The 16,151-nt window shown below is 63.5% G+C and carries 16 protein-coding genes; 4 read left to right on the top strand and 12 right to left on the bottom strand.

Annotated elements, in window-relative coordinates; translation table 11 throughout:
• The first annotated feature begins 44 nt into the window (after positions 1 to 44).
• Positions 45 to 698, top strand: a complete 654-nt coding sequence (gene fsa / locus ACTJKE_RS03755) for a fructose-6-phosphate aldolase (protein ID WP_057255016.1) — start codon at positions 45 to 47, stop codon at positions 696 to 698.
• Positions 699 to 749: 51 nt separating this feature from the next.
• On the opposite strand, the gene ACTJKE_RS03750 is transcribed toward fsa, so the two are convergent.
• Both ACTJKE_RS03750 and ACTJKE_RS03745 read right to left on the bottom strand, forming a co-directional pair.
• A complete protein-coding gene (locus ACTJKE_RS03750; RefSeq protein ID WP_112995696.1) occupies positions 750 to 1,883 on the bottom strand; it encodes an AAA family ATPase in 1,134 nt (377 codons plus the stop codon).
• A gap of 62 nt (positions 1,884 to 1,945) precedes the next feature.
• Positions 1,946 to 2,869 carry a GNAT family N-acetyltransferase gene (locus ACTJKE_RS03745; RefSeq protein ID WP_057255014.1) on the bottom strand — a complete coding sequence of 308 codons (924 nt, stop codon included), beginning with the start codon at positions 2,867 to 2,869 and terminating at the stop codon, positions 1,946 to 1,948.
• A 134-nt stretch (positions 2,870 to 3,003) separates the two neighbouring features.
• On the opposite strand from ACTJKE_RS03745, the gene ACTJKE_RS03740 reads away from it, so the two are divergent.
• Positions 3,004 to 3,939, top strand: coding sequence for a tyrosine recombinase XerC (locus tag ACTJKE_RS03740; RefSeq protein ID WP_112995695.1), 936 nt, complete (start codon positions 3,004 to 3,006; stop codon positions 3,937 to 3,939).
• A gap of 99 nt (positions 3,940 to 4,038) precedes the next feature.
• Positions 4,039 to 5,127 (top strand): TraB/GumN family protein, encoded by a 1,089-nt coding sequence (locus tag ACTJKE_RS03735; RefSeq protein WP_113736639.1) that lies wholly within the window; start codon positions 4,039 to 4,041, stop codon positions 5,125 to 5,127.
• A gap of 27 nt (positions 5,128 to 5,154) precedes the next feature.
• On the opposite strand, the gene ACTJKE_RS03730 is transcribed toward ACTJKE_RS03735, so the two are convergent.
• Positions 5,155 to 5,643 (bottom strand): DUF2867 domain-containing protein, encoded by a 489-nt coding sequence (locus ACTJKE_RS03730; RefSeq protein ID WP_112995693.1) that lies wholly within the window; start codon positions 5,641 to 5,643, stop codon positions 5,155 to 5,157.
• 215 nt (positions 5,644 to 5,858) lie between these two features.
• Between ACTJKE_RS03730 and ACTJKE_RS03725 the strand changes: the two genes are divergently transcribed.
• Entirely contained in the window at positions 5,859 to 6,353 is a 495-nt protein-coding gene (locus tag ACTJKE_RS03725; RefSeq protein ID WP_057255010.1) for an acyl-CoA thioesterase, read from the top strand.
• Between the two features lie 149 nt (positions 6,354 to 6,502).
• On the opposite strand, the gene lpdA is transcribed toward ACTJKE_RS03725, so the two are convergent.
• From lpdA to sucD, 9 genes are all read right to left on the bottom strand, one after another.
• The gene (gene lpdA / locus ACTJKE_RS03720) at positions 6,503 to 7,909 is read right to left on the bottom strand and encodes a dihydrolipoyl dehydrogenase (RefSeq protein ID WP_058325694.1); all 1,407 of its coding nucleotides are present in this window, start codon (positions 7,907 to 7,909) and stop codon (positions 6,503 to 6,505) included.
• A 24-nt stretch (positions 7,910 to 7,933) separates the two neighbouring features.
• Complete coding sequence (locus ACTJKE_RS03715; RefSeq protein ID WP_440691188.1) at positions 7,934 to 8,686, bottom strand: SDR family oxidoreductase; 753 nt, start codon at positions 8,684 to 8,686, stop codon at positions 7,934 to 7,936.
• Positions 8,683 to 9,183: a hypothetical protein gene (locus ACTJKE_RS03710; protein WP_057255100.1), complete on the bottom strand. Its 501-nt coding sequence runs from the start codon at positions 9,181 to 9,183 to the stop codon at positions 8,683 to 8,685. The genes ACTJKE_RS03715 and ACTJKE_RS03710 overlap by 4 nt, the downstream gene beginning before the upstream one ends.
• 2 nt (positions 9,184 to 9,185) lie before the next feature.
• Positions 9,186 to 9,827 (bottom strand): LysE family translocator, encoded by a 642-nt coding sequence (locus ACTJKE_RS03705; RefSeq protein ID WP_057255008.1) that lies wholly within the window; start codon positions 9,825 to 9,827, stop codon positions 9,186 to 9,188.
• Positions 9,824 to 10,249 (bottom strand): VOC family protein, encoded by a 426-nt coding sequence (locus ACTJKE_RS03700; protein WP_057255007.1) that lies wholly within the window; start codon positions 10,247 to 10,249, stop codon positions 9,824 to 9,826. The genes ACTJKE_RS03705 and ACTJKE_RS03700 overlap by 4 nt, the downstream gene beginning before the upstream one ends.
• Before the next feature lie 14 nt (positions 10,250 to 10,263).
• Entirely contained in the window at positions 10,264 to 10,653 is a 390-nt protein-coding gene (locus ACTJKE_RS03695) for an MAPEG family protein (RefSeq protein WP_057255006.1), read from the bottom strand.
• Between the two features lie 64 nt (positions 10,654 to 10,717).
• Positions 10,718 to 11,950: a 2-oxoglutarate dehydrogenase complex dihydrolipoyllysine-residue succinyltransferase gene (gene odhB / locus ACTJKE_RS03690; protein WP_057255005.1), complete on the bottom strand. Its 1,233-nt coding sequence runs from the start codon at positions 11,948 to 11,950 to the stop codon at positions 10,718 to 10,720.
• Between the two features lie 56 nt (positions 11,951 to 12,006).
• A complete protein-coding gene (locus ACTJKE_RS03685; RefSeq protein WP_057255004.1) occupies positions 12,007 to 15,003 on the bottom strand; it encodes a 2-oxoglutarate dehydrogenase E1 component in 2,997 nt (998 codons plus the stop codon).
• Positions 15,004 to 15,247: 244 nt separating this feature from the next.
• Positions 15,248 to 16,150, bottom strand: a complete 903-nt coding sequence (sucD, locus tag ACTJKE_RS03680) for a succinate--CoA ligase subunit alpha (protein WP_058321727.1) — start codon at positions 16,148 to 16,150, stop codon at positions 15,248 to 15,250.
• Position 16,151 lies beyond the last annotated feature (1 nt).

Genomic DNA, 16,151 nt, shown 5'->3' with positions numbered 1-16,151 from the left:
GTAGAGATGCGCCCGAGCGGCAATCGTGCCCAAGGAGTGACTCCATGAAATTTTTCGTTGATACCGCCGACGTCAAGGAAATCCGCGAGCTGAACGATCTCGGCCTTCTCGATGGCGTCACCACCAACCCGTCGCTGATCCTGAAGTCGGGCCGCGACATCACGGAAGTCACCAAGGAAATCTGCTCGATCGTCGAAGGCCCGGTTTCGGCTGAAGTGACCGCCACCGAATACGCCGAGATGATGAAGGAAGCGGCCGTTCTTTCGAAGATCGCCGACAACATCTGCATCAAGCTGCCGCTGACGCTCGACGGTCTCAAGGCCTGCAAGGCGCTGACCTCGGACGGCCACCAGACCAACGTGACGCTGTGCTTCTCGGCCAATCAGGCCCTGCTCGCCGCCAAGGCCGGCGCGACCTTCGTTTCGCCCTTCGTCGGCCGCCTCGACGACATCGCCTTCGATGGCATGGACCTGATCCGCGAGATCCGCCACATCTTCGACAACTACGGCTATGAGACCGAGATCCTTGCAGCCTCGATCCGCACCGTGAACCACGTCAAGGAAGCCGCCCTCATCGGCGCCGACGTCATCACCGCGCCGCCGGCAACGCTGAAGGCTCTGGTCAAGCACCCGCTGACCGACAAGGGCCTCGAAATGTTCCTGGCCGACTGGGCCAAGACCGGCCAGAAGATCGCCTGATTGCTTCAGGAATGAATGAAAACCCCGCATCGCTGCGGGGTTTTTTGTTGCCTACTCGTCGTCGTCCATCAGCCCCGTCAGCCGCATGCCATCGATCCAGGTGGCGCTGTCCTTGCGGATCACCCGGCGCGGACGGATGCCGCAACGCTGGCGCACTTCCTCCGCCAACCGCTCAGAATGAGTGACGATCCAGATCTGGCTTTCGCGCGAAGCGCTGGCGACCATGTCGGCGAGCGCCGGCAGCATGTCCGGATGCAGGCTCGTCTCCGGCTCGTTCAGCGCAATGAACCGGGGCCGGCGATAGGAAAGCAGCGCCGCCGCCAGCGCCAGGAACCGCATCTGCCCATCCGACAGCTCGCGCGGCGAAAACGGCCGGTTGGGGAAATCCGGAAAGACCAGCGAAAACTCGGCAAACTGTCCCGGTTCGGGAACGTCGAGATAGGCGCCGCCGAAGGCGTCGGCGACCGCTCGATCGAGATCAACCGTATCCTCACGTGTGTGCCTGAGCGTCGCAAACACCGCAGCCATGTTGACACCCGTCTCGTCAAGCATCGGCGCCGTCACGGCGAGGCAAGGCAACCGCAACGGCGAATCGCGATCGGTGCGGAAGCCATGGAAGAACCGCCATTGGTCGACCGCGCGGCGAAAGGTGCCGACCTCCGGATAGTGGCCGGCATCGCCGAGCAGCGAGATCGCCGTTTCCGAGGTCAGAGCCGTTTCCGGATAGTCCTCCATCCGCCCGCGGTCGCCGCGCACGAAGATGCCGGGGCCGGACCGCTTCATCATCGTCACGGGACGGCGGCCGGTTTCAACGGTCAGTTCCTCTTCCTTGACCTGGGGCTCATAGGCAAACCCTGCGGCCGCCAAAGGCGGACGCAGCCCGGCCTCGATGCGGTAGCGAAAGGTGATCGCCCGCTCCTCATCCAGCAACTCGGTCTCGAGCCTTATGCGCGCCGGCTTGTCGGCGCGGCGGCGGCCACTCCAGAGCGCCGACGACATCCCGCCCTCCTCCGCGATCTCGCGCGCCAGAGTGCCGCGCGTCGCCGACTGCACGAGTTGAAGCGCACGATAGAGATTGGACTTGCCGACGCCGTTCTCGCCGATGAACAGGTTGACGCCCGTCAGATCCATGCGGATCGACTTCAACGAACGGTAGTTTTCGGCAAACATGGATTGAAGCTGCATGCCCAAGACCTAGCCGATCCGCCGCACGGCGTGAAGCCCGGCAGGCATGGCGCGGCTGATCGCTAGAGCGCGACCTCTGCTTGCAACCGGGGCTGGAACGCCACGTCCGCGTCCATGGCCAGATCGAACACCGTGTGCCGCTCGAGCGCCTTCGTCACCTCGCCAGGCTCACCTTCCAGCGCCTCCGGCGGGATCAGGTTGCCGATGCGGAAATCGAAGAAGTCGCCCTTCTTGTTGAGCAGCTCGTGGAACACGGTCATGTCGCGCAGTTCCGTCGACCATTTGGCGAACCAGTAGAACAGGCCGGAATTGCGGGCGCTCATGTGCACCGGCAGGATCGGCAGGCCGTATTTGCGCGCAAAGCCCACCGCAGACGTCTTCCACGGCCGCTCGTTGAGGCAGCCGTCCGCCCAATAGGCGATGCGCCCGGAAGGGAAGAGCACCGTCGCCTTGCCCTCGCCGATCGCCCGGTTGGTCACCTGCAGCGTCTCGCGGGCCTTCAGCTTGCTCTTGTGCTCCTCGCGCCATTCGACCGGGATGACCATCTCGACAAAGCGTGGATTGACGCGGATGGCGTCGCGATTGGCGAAGAACATCATGTCCGGCCGCCGTGTCTTGAGCAGGTCGAAAACAGCGATACCGTCGGCAATGCCGGTCGGATGGTTGCTGACGAGCAGGAAGCCGCCCTTGGCCGGAATGCGCTCGGCCCGGTCGACCCGCACCTCCAGCGAGAGAAGCGAACTCAGATGTTCGAAGGCCTGGAAGCCGGGCATGTTGGCGACCGCATCGGCGAACTCGTGCGCCTTGCGGTAGTTCAGCAACGCGTAGAGAAAAGGTCGCATCAACGGCCACATCGGGCTCTTGACGATGCGCTGCCCGCGCTCGGCAATCAGGGTGTCAACGATGTGACCAGGTTTTCCCTGTGAGACCAGGGCGAGTACTTCAGCAAAATGCGCGAATCCGTTCACCGAATCCCGTCCCACCATAGTCCGATCCGATTCTTTCCGGCTGACCATCGCAATTCTATATGATCGAAGAATGACAGATTCCAAGGGCGCATTAGCAAAAACATAAGATGCGTCAGGGCATTGTCGCCGATGGACCAACTTGGGAAGCGACAATGAACGAGCTCCTCGTCATCGGCCATCCGGAACTCCTTGCCGAACGCCAACGTTGGCTCAATGGGCTCATGCGGGAGCGGCGCCTCTCCGACAACACCGTCGAGGCCTATGAGCGCGACACCCGTCAATTCCTGACATTCCTGACCGGCCATCTGGCCGGGCCGCCGCGCCTTTCCGACATCCGGACGCTGCGGCCGGCGGATCTGCGCGGCTTCCTCGCCCAGCGCCGCAAGGGTGGCGCCGGTGCACGCACGCTCGGCCGTGGCCTCGCCGGTTTGCGCTCCTTCCTGCGCTTTCTCGAACGCAATGGCCTTGCGAACGCAGCAGGTGCCGCCGCCGTGCGCTCGCCGAAGCAGCCGAAATCCCTGCCGAAGCCGCTGACCGACCGAGAGGCGCTGAACGTCGTGACCTCGGAGGCGCAGCTTGCCGAGGAGCCCTGGATCGCCGCGCGCAATGCCGCGGTGCTGACCCTGCTCTATGGCTGCGGCCTGCGCATTTCCGAAGCGCTCGGGCTGACATCGGGCGATTTCGCCGACTCGCCCTCGTCGCTGCGCATCATCGGCAAAGGCGGCAAGACGCGGCTCGTGCCATTGATTCAGGCTGCGCGTGAAGCCGTCGCAGCCTATATCAAACTCTGCCCCTATCAGCCGCCTGCTGATGAACCGTTGTTTCGTGGTGCCCGTGGCGCCAAGCTGCAGCCGGCAATCATCCAGCGGGAAATGCAGAAGCTGCGCGGGGCCCTCGGCCTGCCGGACACGGCAACGCCGCATGCGCTGCGACACTCCTTCGCCACCCATCTGCTGGCCGGCGGCGGCGATCTGCGAACCATCCAGGAACTGCTCGGCCACGCCAGCCTGTCGACCACGCAGGTCTATACCGGTGTCGATTCCGCGCGGCTTCTGGAAATCTACGATCGCGCCCATCCGCGCGCCTGATTTTCGGCGAAACGATGGATTAACCATGCCCTTTAAGGAAGCCGTGACCGGCCCGGCCCTAGGGTTCAGCAACGACCGTCCGACCGTCGGGGAACAATGATGACCGCCTTTGCGAGACCTGATCGAAACCTGCCCCGCAACCTGCTTGCGCGGGTCGCTGACGATACGCTTTGGCTCATTGCCCTCTTGCATGTTGTTCTTGCCGCCAGCCTCGTCGTTGCACTCTTCTTCGTTGCGGAAGCCGATGCGCAGGAAGCCGAATGCGGCGGCTCGAATGTGCTCACCGCCCTTGCCAAGTCGGATCCGACCAAATTCGCCGCACTCGAAGCGGAAGCCGCCGCCGTGCCGAACGGCAAAGGCATCTTCTGGAAGATCGAGAAGGACGGCATCGCGGCCTCCTGGCTGCTCGGCACCATGCACGTGACCGATCCGCGCGTACTGGCGTTGCCTGCCGAGGCGCCGGCCGCTTTCGAAGCAGCCTCAACCGTCATCGTCGAATCGGACGAGATCGTCGACGAGAAGAAATCGGCCGCCGCGATCCTGATGCGGCCCGACCTCACCATGTTTCCGGACAACAAGACGATCGCCGATTTCCTGGAGCCCGGCGATCGCGAACAGCTCGAAGCGGGCCTCAAAGCCCGCGGCATTCCGCTGACGCTCGTTGCGCGCATGAAACCCTGGATGATCGCGAGCTTCGTCGCGTTGCCCGCCTGCGAGATCAGCCGCAAGGCGACCGGCGCCTCCTTCCTCGACAAGAAGATTGCCGAGGATGCGGTCAGCCAGGGCAAAACGCTCAAGGGCCTGGAGACGCTGATCGAACAGCTCGCAGCGATGGATTCGCTTCCGACAGAACTGCACCTGCGCGCGCTGATCGAGACGCTGGCGCTCGGCAAGACGATCGACGACGTCTTCGCGACAATGACCGATCTCTACCTTTCCGGCGACACCGGCATGATCATGCCGATGATGAGATCCGTTTCCGACAAGGGCTCCGCCGAGGATTTCGGCTATGCCGATTTCGAGCAGCGCATCATCGTCGACCGCAACAAGACGATGGCGACACGTGCCGAACCGATCCTGAAGGACGGCGGCGCTTTCATGGCGGTCGGAGCGCTGCACCTTCCGGGCAAGGAAGGTCTTGTCGAACTGCTCCGCGCCCAGGGCTTCACGGTCACGCGCGCCAACTGACTGGCGGGCGTTCAAGCCGGAGACTGATCAGCCAATCTGACCGCCCGGACCCGCCACCCGGGCCAGAAGCGTCGGCACGATCACCTTGTGAAACGGTGTGACCGCCGCCAGGTAAACCCGCCCGAGCGTATTGTGCCTGCGGACGAGCGTGGTGACGCCGACGATCTGGTTGACCGCGGATCCCGCCCTGACATCCACGACGATGCGAAAATCGAGATGCTTGTCGTCGAAACCGAGCACCACTTCGTCGTCGCTTTTCGACAGCACTGGAAACGCCCCGACCAGCCCGAAGCGACCCGGTTTCGGCGCTGCCGATTTCAGGCCAATGAGCGAGACCACGCGGTTGCGCAGGCGCAGCAGTTCGCGAATCCATCGCGGCGAACGGCCAAGCGAACGTTCGGCCGCTTCCGCAGCGGTCACGCCCTTGCCGTCGAGCGCGAGCTCGAATCGGTCGGCCCAATCGGCGTCGGGTAGATGCCGGTTCGGCAACGAGGTGGCCACGGCTCTCGGATTCATGTTTCCTCCTGACGCCACGGCGTCGCTTGTCCTTTGAGACATGATTGCGCCCTCCGTCGTGCCTGGACAGGAGACCGCTTGTCGCAGCCCTCGGTCCAATCGTCACACCCAGTCTGCCGCCGGGGCCGTCATTCGCCGATGCGGTGAGGCCCCTTCCCTTCGCGCCGACAAGCTGCATAACTCAAGCTGAGCGTTGCAAATTCTGGAGATGGACAATGGAAACCAGCCACGACACACGCGAACTCGAAATGGTCGTGCTGATGACGCCGGACATGGCGAATTTCAGCGGCAAGGTCCATGGCGGCGCGCTGCTCAATCTCCTGGATCGCGTGGCGTTCTCATGCGCCTCGCGCTATTCGCAGCAATATGCGGTGACGCTTTCGGTCGACCAGGTGACCTTCCGCCAGCCCATCCACGTCGGCGAGCTCGTCACCTTCCGTGCCGCGGTCAACAATGCCGGCCGCACCTCGATGGAAATCGGCATCCGCGTCGAGGCCGAGAACATCAGGAGTGGCGAGCGGCGACACACCAACTCCTGTTACTTCACGATGGTCGCGGTCGACGCCGACGGCGCGCCGACGCCCGTACCTCCGCTGAACACTGACACCGCCGACCGCAAGCGCCGGCAGCGCGCGGCCGAAGCACGACGCAGCCTCAGGCGGGAGTTCGAGGAGCGCTTCCACGCGCTCCGATCTGCTTCTGAAGAATGAGAGATAGTCGCCATCCGCCACGAAATCTCCGGGGGGGATGTCAGCGAACGCTGACGCGGCACTGGTGAAAGCGCCGCAACAACAGCCGGCGTGTTGAAGCGCGCGGCTGGAACAAGGGGGCCGCTTGCTGCAGCCCCCTCGCTGGATCATTACATGTGGATCGGCTTGAAGAAGGTCGAAAGAGCCGCTTCCTTGACCGCTTCCGACATGGTCGGATGCGCGTGGCAGGTGCGGCCGAGGTCTTCCGACGAACCGCCGAACTCCATCAGCACGGCGATTTCGTGGATCATCTCGCCGGCGCCGAAGCCGACGATGTGGCCGCCGAGAACCCGGTCGGTTTCCTTGTCGGCGAGGATCTTCACGAAGCCGTCGGTGGCAAGCATGGCGCGCGCGCGGCCATTGGCGGTGAAGGGGAACTTGCCGACCTTGTAGGCGACGCCCGCAGCCTTCAGCTCTTCCTCGGTCTTGCCGACGGAGGCGACTTCCGGCTGGGTGTAGACGACGCTCGGGATGACGTCATAGTTCACGTGGCCGGCCTGTCCGGCGAGAATCTCGGCAACCGCGACGCCTTCGTCTTCCGCCTTGTGGGCGAGCATCGGGCCGCGCACGACGTCACCGATCGCGTAGATGCCGGTAACGCTCGTCTGGTAGTGATGGTCGATCTCGACACGACCGCGCTGGTCCATGACGACGCCGGCCTTATCGAGGCCAAGACCATCGGTGTAAGGCTTGCGGCCGGTGGCAATCAGCACCACGTCGGCATCGAGCGTCACGGCGTCGCCGCCCTTGACCGGCTCGAAGGTCACCTTGGCGCCCTTGCCGTCCTTGACGACGCCGGTCACCTTGGCGCCCAGCTTGAAGTCCATGCCCTGCTTCGCGAGCATGCGCTGGAACTGCTTGGCAACTTCGCCGTCCATGCCGCCGAGGATGGTATCGAGATATTCGACAACCGTAACCTTGGCGCCGAGGCGCGCCCAGACCGAGCCGAGCTCGAGGCCGATGACGCCGCCGCCGACGACGATCATGTTGGCCGGGACCTTTTCGAGCGCGATGCCGCCGGTCGAGGAGATGATCACCTTCTCGTCGATATCGACCTGAACGCCCGGAATGCCGGCGACGTCGGAGCCGGTGGCGATCACGATGTTCTTGGTTTCGAGGATCTGCTCCTCGCCCTTGTCGTTGGTGACCGAAACCTTGCCCTGACCGAGAACCTTGCCGGTGCCCTGGATGCCGTCGATCTTGTTCTTCTTGAACAGGAACGAGACGCCCTCGACGTTGGACTTAACGGTCGCGTCCTTGTGGGCCAACATCTTTTCGAGGTTCAGCTTCGGTGCTGCGACTTCGACGCCAAGCGCGTCGACGCCATGGGCGACCTGATGGAACACCTCCGAAGCATGCAGTAGCGCCTTCGACGGGATGCAGCCGATGTTGAGGCAGGTGCCGCCATAGGTGGCGCGCTTCTCGACGACGGCCACCTTCAGGCCGAGCTGAGCCGCCTTGATGGCGCAGACATAGCCGCCGGGGCCGCTGCCGATAACGATGAGATCATAAGCCATTAGAATATCCTTCCTTCAGGGCGGTTACCGCCCGCCGCTGACATTGAGAATTGCCCCCGTCACATAAGTCGCCTTGTCTGACAGGAGGTAGAGAACCGCGTCAGCGACTTCCTCGGCGGTGCCGGGTCGCTGAACGGGAATGGTGGGAGCAAGATCGCGCGCCCGGTCCGGCAGGCCGCCGGAGGCATGGATCTCGGTATCGATGACGCCGGGACGGATCGCATTGACGCGAATGCCCTCGGTCGCAACCTCGCGCGCAAGGCCGATGGTGAAGGTGTCGATCGCACCCTTCGAGGCGGCGTAGTCGACATATTGTGCCGGCGAGCCGAGCACGGCTGCGGCCGAGGAGATGTTGACGATGGCGCCACCCTTGCCGCCGTAGCGCGTCGACATGCGCCGAACCGCTTCCGCCGCGCAGCGAATGGAGCCGGTGACGTTAATGCGGAACATCCGCTCCAGCCGCTCGACCGACATCTCGTCGATCCGCGCGGTCGGCCCAACGATGCCGGCATTGTTGACGAGGCCATCCAGCCGGCCGAAGGCCGCATCGACGGCAGCGAACATCGCCTGGATATCCGCCTCCGAGCCGACATCGCCCTGAACCGCAATCGCCGAGCCGCCGGCCGCTTCGATCGCGCCGACAACCGCATCTGCCGCATCACGGTTCGTCGCGTAGTTGACTGCGACACGCCTGCCGGCTTTCGCCGCGGCGACACAAACCGCCGCGCCGATACCGCGGCTACCGCCTGTCACGAGAAGAACGGGGCCTGCGCTCATGCGGCGCATCCCTTGAGGGTGAAAGAATCCCAGCTGTCGGCCTCGGCCTTGCCCTTGCCCCAGGCGCTCGATGCTCTGAGGGAAGGCCCGAAATCGGGAAGCAGCAACTGCTCGGCCGCCTGTTCGGCTTCACCAGGGATCTCGCTGATCGCACCGGCCTTGTCGAGCGCATAGACGACGCCCTGCCATACCGTGCAGGCGCGCAGTTCCTCGCCGGTCGCGTCACCCTCCGGGCAATTGTGCATGATCAGCCCCGTGGCGCGTTCCGGCTCTCCCGCCGGCATCACGACGCCGTCGAGCAGAAGCCCGGGTTTGAGCACCGCCACCTTGAAGTGGTTGCTGGTCGCCGCACTTGCCGAGCCGACCGGCTCGAAGCGCAGCTCATAGCCGCCGTCACGATCGGCGTAGATCGCGTGCGACTGCTTGCAATCGGCAGCGGCAGCCGGCGCTGCAAGCGCGGTGCAGAACAGCATCAAGATGAAGCGACCGGAGATCATGATCAGGCTGCCTTCTCCGTCGCGAGCCTGAGACCAAGCGCAATGAAGACCACGCCGCTGGCGCGGTCGATCCACTTGCTGGCGCGGGTGAAGGCGGCGCGCATCCGCGGCGTCGTCATGAACAGGCTGACGCCGACGAACCAGAGGATCAGGCAGGTGGCCATGACCAGCCCATAGCCGAACTTGACGAGGATCGGCGTGTGGGCGCTGACGACGGTCGAGAAGATCGACAGGAAGAAGAATACCGGCTTCGGATTGAGCGCATTGGCGGCAAAGCCGAGGCCGAAAGCCTTGGCGGTCGACTGGCCCTTGGCCGGCTCATTGCCTTCCGCGCGCTCGACCTTGATCTCCGTCTGGCCGGCACGGAGCGCCTTGATGCCGATATAGATCAGGTAAGCGACGCCGCACCATTTGACGATGTTGAAGAGGTAGATCGACTGCGAAATGATCAGCCCCAGACCGAGGATCGTGTAAGTCACATGGAACATCAGCGAGGTGCCGATGCCGAAGGACGTGATGATGGCCGGGCGCCGGCCATGCACGATCGACTGGCGCATGACCATGGCCAGATCGGCGCCGGGAGAGACGATCGCAAAGGCGAAGATCGCCATCAGCGATGCGAGTTCTAGGAGATATTGGCTCATGGTTGTGCGACCGGTGCGTTGAAGGCCCAGACGTGGCCGAAGGGATCCTGGATGCGCGCGTAACGTGCGTGCCAGAAGGTATCCTGCGGCTCCAGAACTGTCGATGCCCCGGCGGCGATCGCCCGGTCATAGGCTGCATCGACGTCGGCGGCATCAGGCAGATTGATGTTGATGGCGACGCTCGCACCACCGACCGTCTTCGGCGAAAGAACGTTCGAGCCGAATTCGGGAAATTCGTCGTGCAGCATGATCTCGCCGCCGAAGAGCGCGAGATTGGAATGCATCACGCGCTTGCGATCCTCCGCCAGCTGGCAAAAGGTGTGTTGGGCACCAAAGGCCTTCTCGTAAAAGGCGATCGCCGCGATGCCGTCCTTGACGCAGAGATGCACCTGGATCGGCGGAACGTTTGGTTCGGATGCCATGCGAGTTCCTCCGTTCAGATCAGAATACCCGCAATCATCAGCAGGAGCCCGACCGCCGAAACGGTCCAGACGGCGGAGCGAACCAATCCGAGGCCGCCAATATAAATCGGCAGGTAGGCGGCTCTTGCCCAGAACCAGATCCCCACGCCCCATTGGGTGAGCGGTCCGCTCCGTCCGGAGAATTCTATCACGACCGCAAGGGCGATGAAGACCGGATAGGTCTCGTGAAAATTGCGCAGCGCCCGTCCCGCCCGCCCGGTAAAGACATTGGGCTCCGGCACGACGTCGCGATTGGTATCAGCTTCGATGACGCCGTGCTGCAGGCGATAGGCGCCCGCCTGCGCCATCATATAGGCGAAGGCGAGAACGGCACTCCAGAGCAGGTAGGTCAGTTCGAACGACATCGATGCGATCCGGAGAAGCGCGGCGCAGAAAGAAGCGGGGGCTGCAATCGCCCCCGCCCAACTCTTAGAGATCGAGAACCAGACGCTCCGGATCCTCGAGGCTTTCCTTGACGCGGACGAGGAAGGTCACGGCTTCCTTGCCGTCGACGATGCGGTGATCGTACGAGAGCGCGAGGTACATCATCGGGCGGATGACGACCTGGCCGCCGATGGCGACCGGACGGTCCTGGATCTTGTGCATGCCGAGAATGCCCGACTGCGGCGCGTTGAGGATCGGCGAGGACATCAGCGAACCGTAGACGCCGCCGTTGGAGATGGTGAAGGTACCGCCCTGCATGTCGGCCATCGACAGCGCGCCATCACGCGCAGCCTTGCCGAGACGGCCGATGTCCTTCTCGATCTCGGCGATCGACATCTGGTCGGCATCGCGCACGATCGGAACGACAAGGCCCTTGTCGGTGCCGACGGCGACGCCGATGTGGCAGTAGTTCTTGTAGATGATGTCGGTGCCGTCGATCTCGGCGTTAACAGCCGGGATTTCCTTCAGCGCGTGGGTCACGGCCTTGGTGAAAAAGCCCATGAAGCCGAGCTTCACGCCATGCTTCTTCTCGAAGATGTCCTTGTACTTGTTGCGCAGCGACATGACGGCGCTCATGTCCACCTCGTTGTAGGTGGTGAGCATGGCGGCGGTGTTCTGCGCATCCTTGAGGCGCTTGGCGATCGTCTGGCGCAGGCGGGTCATCTTGACGCGCTCTTCGCGCACGACATCTTCTGCCGTCGACGGCGCACGGGCCTGGACCTTTGCGGGCTCTGCGACAGCAGGGGTCGAGATGCCCTTGGCGACGGCTGCAAGCACGTCACCCTTCAGCACCTGGCCACGCTTGCCGGAGCCATCGAGCTGATCGGCCGACAGGTTGTTTTCGGCGAGCAGCTTCGCGGCAGCCGGTGCCGGCGGCATCGACGAGGCAGCGGGTGCTGCAGCGGCAGCCGGGGCAGCCGGAGCGGCAGCGGCCGGCTCGGCCTTCTTTTCGGCAGCAGCCGCCGGAGCGGCAGCAGCAGCGCCGGCAGCGATCTGGCCGAGCAGCGCGCCGAGACCGACGGTCTCGCCGGCCTGCGCAACGATTTCGGAAAGCGTGCCAGCGGCTGGCGCCGGCACTTCGATCGTCACCTTGTCGGTTTCGAGTTCGAGCAGGGGCTCATCGGCCTTGATGGCATCGCCGACCTTCTTGAACCAGGTGCCGACGGTCGCTTCGCTGACGGATTCGCCGAGGGTGGGAACGCGGATTTCTGTTGCCATGATTTTTGTTCCGTTGATCAGATATCTGTTTCTATTGGCTCAGAGCGTGGGGAGCGTCAGCCCCCCAGCGCGTCCTCGAGGAAGGCGGCAAGCTGCGCCTGGTGCTTCGACATCAGGCCCGTTGCCGGCGAGGCGGCAGCCGGACGGCCGGTGTAGCGCACGCGCTGATACTTGGCGTCGATATGGGCGAGAACCCATTCGAGATAGGGGTCGATGAACGACCAGGCGCCCATGTTCTTCGGCTCTTCCTGGCACCAGACCATCTCCGCGTTGCGGAAGCGGCTGAGCTCGTTGATCAGCGCCTTGGCCGGGAACGGATAGAGCTGTTCGACGCGCAGCAGGTAGACGTCGTCGATGCCGCGCTTCTCGCGCTCTTCGAGCAGGTCGTAGTAGACCTTGCCCGAGCAGAGCACGACGCGACGGATCTTCGAGTCCTTCTGCAGCTTGATCGGACCATCCTTGATCACCTCGGCATCGTCCCACAGCAGGCGGTGGAACGAGCTCTCGCCGGCCATTTCCGACAGACTCGAAACCGCCCGCTTGTGGCGCAGCAGCGACTTCGGCGTCATCAGGACCAGCGGCTTGCGGAAGTCGCGCTTCACCTGCCGGCGCAGGATGTGGAAGTAGTTCGCCGGCGTCGTGACGTTGGCGACCTGCATGTTGTCTTCGGCGCAGAGCTGCAGGAAGCGTTCGAGGCGGGCGGACGAGTGCTCCGGACCCTGGCCCTCATAACCGTGCGGCAGCAGGCAGACGAGACCAGACATGCGCAGCCACTTGCGTTCGCCCGACGAGATGAACTGGTCGAAGACGACCTGTGCACCGTTGGCGAAGTCGCCGAACTGGGCTTCCCAAAGCGTCAACGCGTTCGGACGGGCGAGCGAGTAACCGTATTCGAAGCCGAGGACCGCTTCTTCCGAGAGCATCGAGTTGATGACTTCGTAGCGGGCCTGGGTCGGCGACAGGTTCGCAAGCGGAATGTAGCGCTCTTCGCTCTGCTGATCGTAGAGCACGGAATGACGCTGCGAGAAGGTGCCGCGTTCGCAATCTTGGCCCGAAAGGCGGATCTTGGTGCCTTCGGTGACGAGCGTGCCGAAGGCGAGTGCCTCGGCCATGGCCCAGTCGACGCCTTCGCCGGTCTGGATCATCTGAGCGCGGTTTTCCATGAAGCGCTGGATCGTGCGGTGTGCATTGAAACCGGCCGGGATCTCCGAGATCTTGCGACCGACTTCCTTGAGCTGCTTCATCGGCACCGAGGTCTTGCCGCGGCGCTGTTCGTCCTGGTTGTCGGCCGAGCGCAAGCCCGACCAGACACCATCCAGCCAGTCGGCCTTGTTCGGCTTGTAGGACTGGCCAGCCTCGAACTCCTGCTCGAGGTGAGCGCGCCAGTCGGCCTTCATCTTCTCGACTTCGCCTTCGGACATCAGGCCCTCGGCGACCAGACGGTCGGAGTAGAGCTGGACGACGGTCTTATGGGCGCGGATGACCTTGTACATCTTCGGCTGCGTGAACGCAGGCTCGTCGCCTTCGTTGTGGCCGAAGCGGCGGTAGCAGAACATGTCGATGACGACAGGCTTGTGGAACTTCATCCGGAATTCGGTGGCGATCTTGGCCGCGTAGACGACCGCTTCCGGATCGTCGCCGTTGACGTGGAAGATCGGCGCCTCGATCATCTTGGCGACGTCGGACGGATAGGGCGACGAACGCGAGAAGGCCGGATTGGTGGTGAAGCCAATCTGGTTGTTGATGATGAAATGGACGGTACCGGCAACGCGGTGGCCGCGCAGGCCGGAAAGGCCGAGGATTTCAGCAATCACGCCCTGGCCGGCAAAGGCGGCGTCGCCATGCAGCAAGAGCGGCATGACCTTCGAGCGTTCGCGCAACGGAATGATGTCGCCTTCAAACACGGTCGCCATCTGGTCCTGCTTGGCACGGGCCTTGCCCATGACGACAGGGTTGACGATTTCGAGGTGCGAGGGGTTCGCCGTCAGCGACAGGTGAACCTTGTTGCCATCGAATTCGCGGTCCGAGGAAGCGCCGAGGTGGTACTTCACGTCGCCCGAACCTTCGACGTCGTCAGGCGCGTAGGAGCCGCCCTTGAACTCGTGGAAGATGGCGCGATGCGGCTTGGCCATCACCTGAGACAGCACGTTCAAGCGGCCGCGGTGGGCCATGCCGAGCACGATTTCCTTGAGGCCTTCCTGGCCGCCGCGCTTGATGATCTGCTCGAGTGCCGGGATCAGCGATTCGCCACCGTCGAGACCAAAGCGCTTGGTGCCCTTGTACTTGACGTCGATGAACTGCTCGAAGCCTTCCGACTCGATCAGCTTCTGGAGGATCGCCTTCTTGCCCTCGGGCGTGAACTCGACGCCCTTGTCCGGTCCTTCGATGCGCTCCTGGATCCAGGCCTTCTCTTCCGGGTTGGACATGTGCATGAATTCGACGCCGATCGTCGAGCAGTAGGTGCGCTCGAGGATTTCGACCATTTCGCGAATGCTCGCGTATTCGAGGCCGAGCACGTTGTCGATGAAGATCTTGCGGTCGAGATCCTTCTCCTCAAACCCGTAGTTCGAGGGCGAAAGCTCGTTGTAGTCCTCGACCGGGGCAGCAAGGCCGAGCGGATCGAGCTTGGCATGCAGGTGGCCACGGGCACGATAGGCGCGGATCATCATGATGGCGCGGACGGAATCGCGCGTCGCCTGAAGGATATCTGCCTCGCTCACGGCAGTGCCGGTGGCGACGGCGGCTTCCTCAGCCTTCGCCTTGACCTTCTTCTCGATGACCTTTTCGACCGTGCCCCAATCGCCGTCGAGCGCAGAGACGAGTTCGCCATTGGCCGCGATCGGCCAGTTGTTCTTTTTCCAGGAGGCGCCCTTGGCTGCCTTCACCACATCTTCCGGCCGGTCGGCGAGCGCCTTGAAGAAGGCCTGCCATTCGGCCGAGACGGACGCCGGGTCCGTTTCATAGCGTGCTTGGAGCTGCTCGATATAGGCGGCGTTGGCGCCGTCCAGAAACGAAGTGAGCTGGAATTGCTCGTTGGCCTCTTGCCTTGTCATGGTCTCACGCGGACTGTTCTGTCCGCCTCCTGACTGAAGTTGGGTTGCCGGGTATCCCGGTCGTTCATGTTCGTTCGGCGCGGTTGGCGCCTGGCCTTTCCTACGGCGCCGCGCATCAAAGGGACGCGCCGGGATCGCCGTGGCAGTAGATTGCCGCATATCCTGATCTTCAATCAGCCAAGGAAACACGCGGCAGGCACGCTGTCCGGACCGGAATGGTCCGGCCCGGACAGAAGTCTTGCGATCAGCCCTTGAGGACTTCGACGAGCGTCTTGCCGAGACGGGCCGGCGACGGCGACACGCGGATGCCTGCCTGCTCCATCGCAGCGATCTTGGATTCCGCATCGCCCTTGCCGCCGGAAACGACGGCGCCGGCGTGACCCATGGTGCGGCCCTTCGGCGCGGTACGGCCCGCGATGAAGCCGGCCATCGGCTTCTTGCGGCCCTTCTTGGCTTCGTCGATGAGGAACTGCGCCGCATCCTCTTCGGCCGAGCCGCCGATTTCGCCGATCATGATGATCGAGGTCGTGGCCTCGTCCGCCAGGAACATCTCCAGCACGTCGATGAACTCGGTGCCCTTGACCGGGTCGCCGCCGATGCCGACGGCCGTCGTCTGGCCGAGGCCTTCGTTGGAGGTCTGGAACACGGCTTCATAGGTCAGCGTACCGGAGCGCGAAACGATGCCGACCGAACCCTTGCGGAAGATCGAGCCCGGCATGATGCCGATCTTGCATTCTTCCGGCGTCAGGATACCGGGGCAGTTCGGGCCGAGCAGGCGCGACTTGGAGCGGTCGAGACGAGCCTTGACGCGCACCATGTCGGCAACCGGGATGCCTTCGGTAATGCAGGTGATGAACGGGATTTCCGCATCGATCGCCTCGATGATCGCGTCCGCGGCGCCTGCCGGCGGAACATAGATCACGGATGCGTCCGCACCGGTCTTTTCACGGCCTTCGGCAACCGACGCGAAGATCGGCAGGGTTTCGCCCTTGGAGCCGGTCCAGGTTTCGCCGCCCTTCTTCGGGTGAATGCCGCCGACCATCTGCGTGCCGTAATAGGCAAGCGCCTGTTCGGTATGGAAGGTGCCGGTCTTGCCGGTCAGGCCCTGAACGAGGACCTTGGTGTTCTTATTGACGAGAATCGACATG

The organism is Ensifer sp. 22521 (assembly GCF_052044795.1).
Classification (GTDB): domain Bacteria; phylum Pseudomonadota; class Alphaproteobacteria; order Rhizobiales; family Rhizobiaceae; genus Ensifer.
This window is presented reverse-complemented; position numbering and strand designations above follow the sequence as displayed.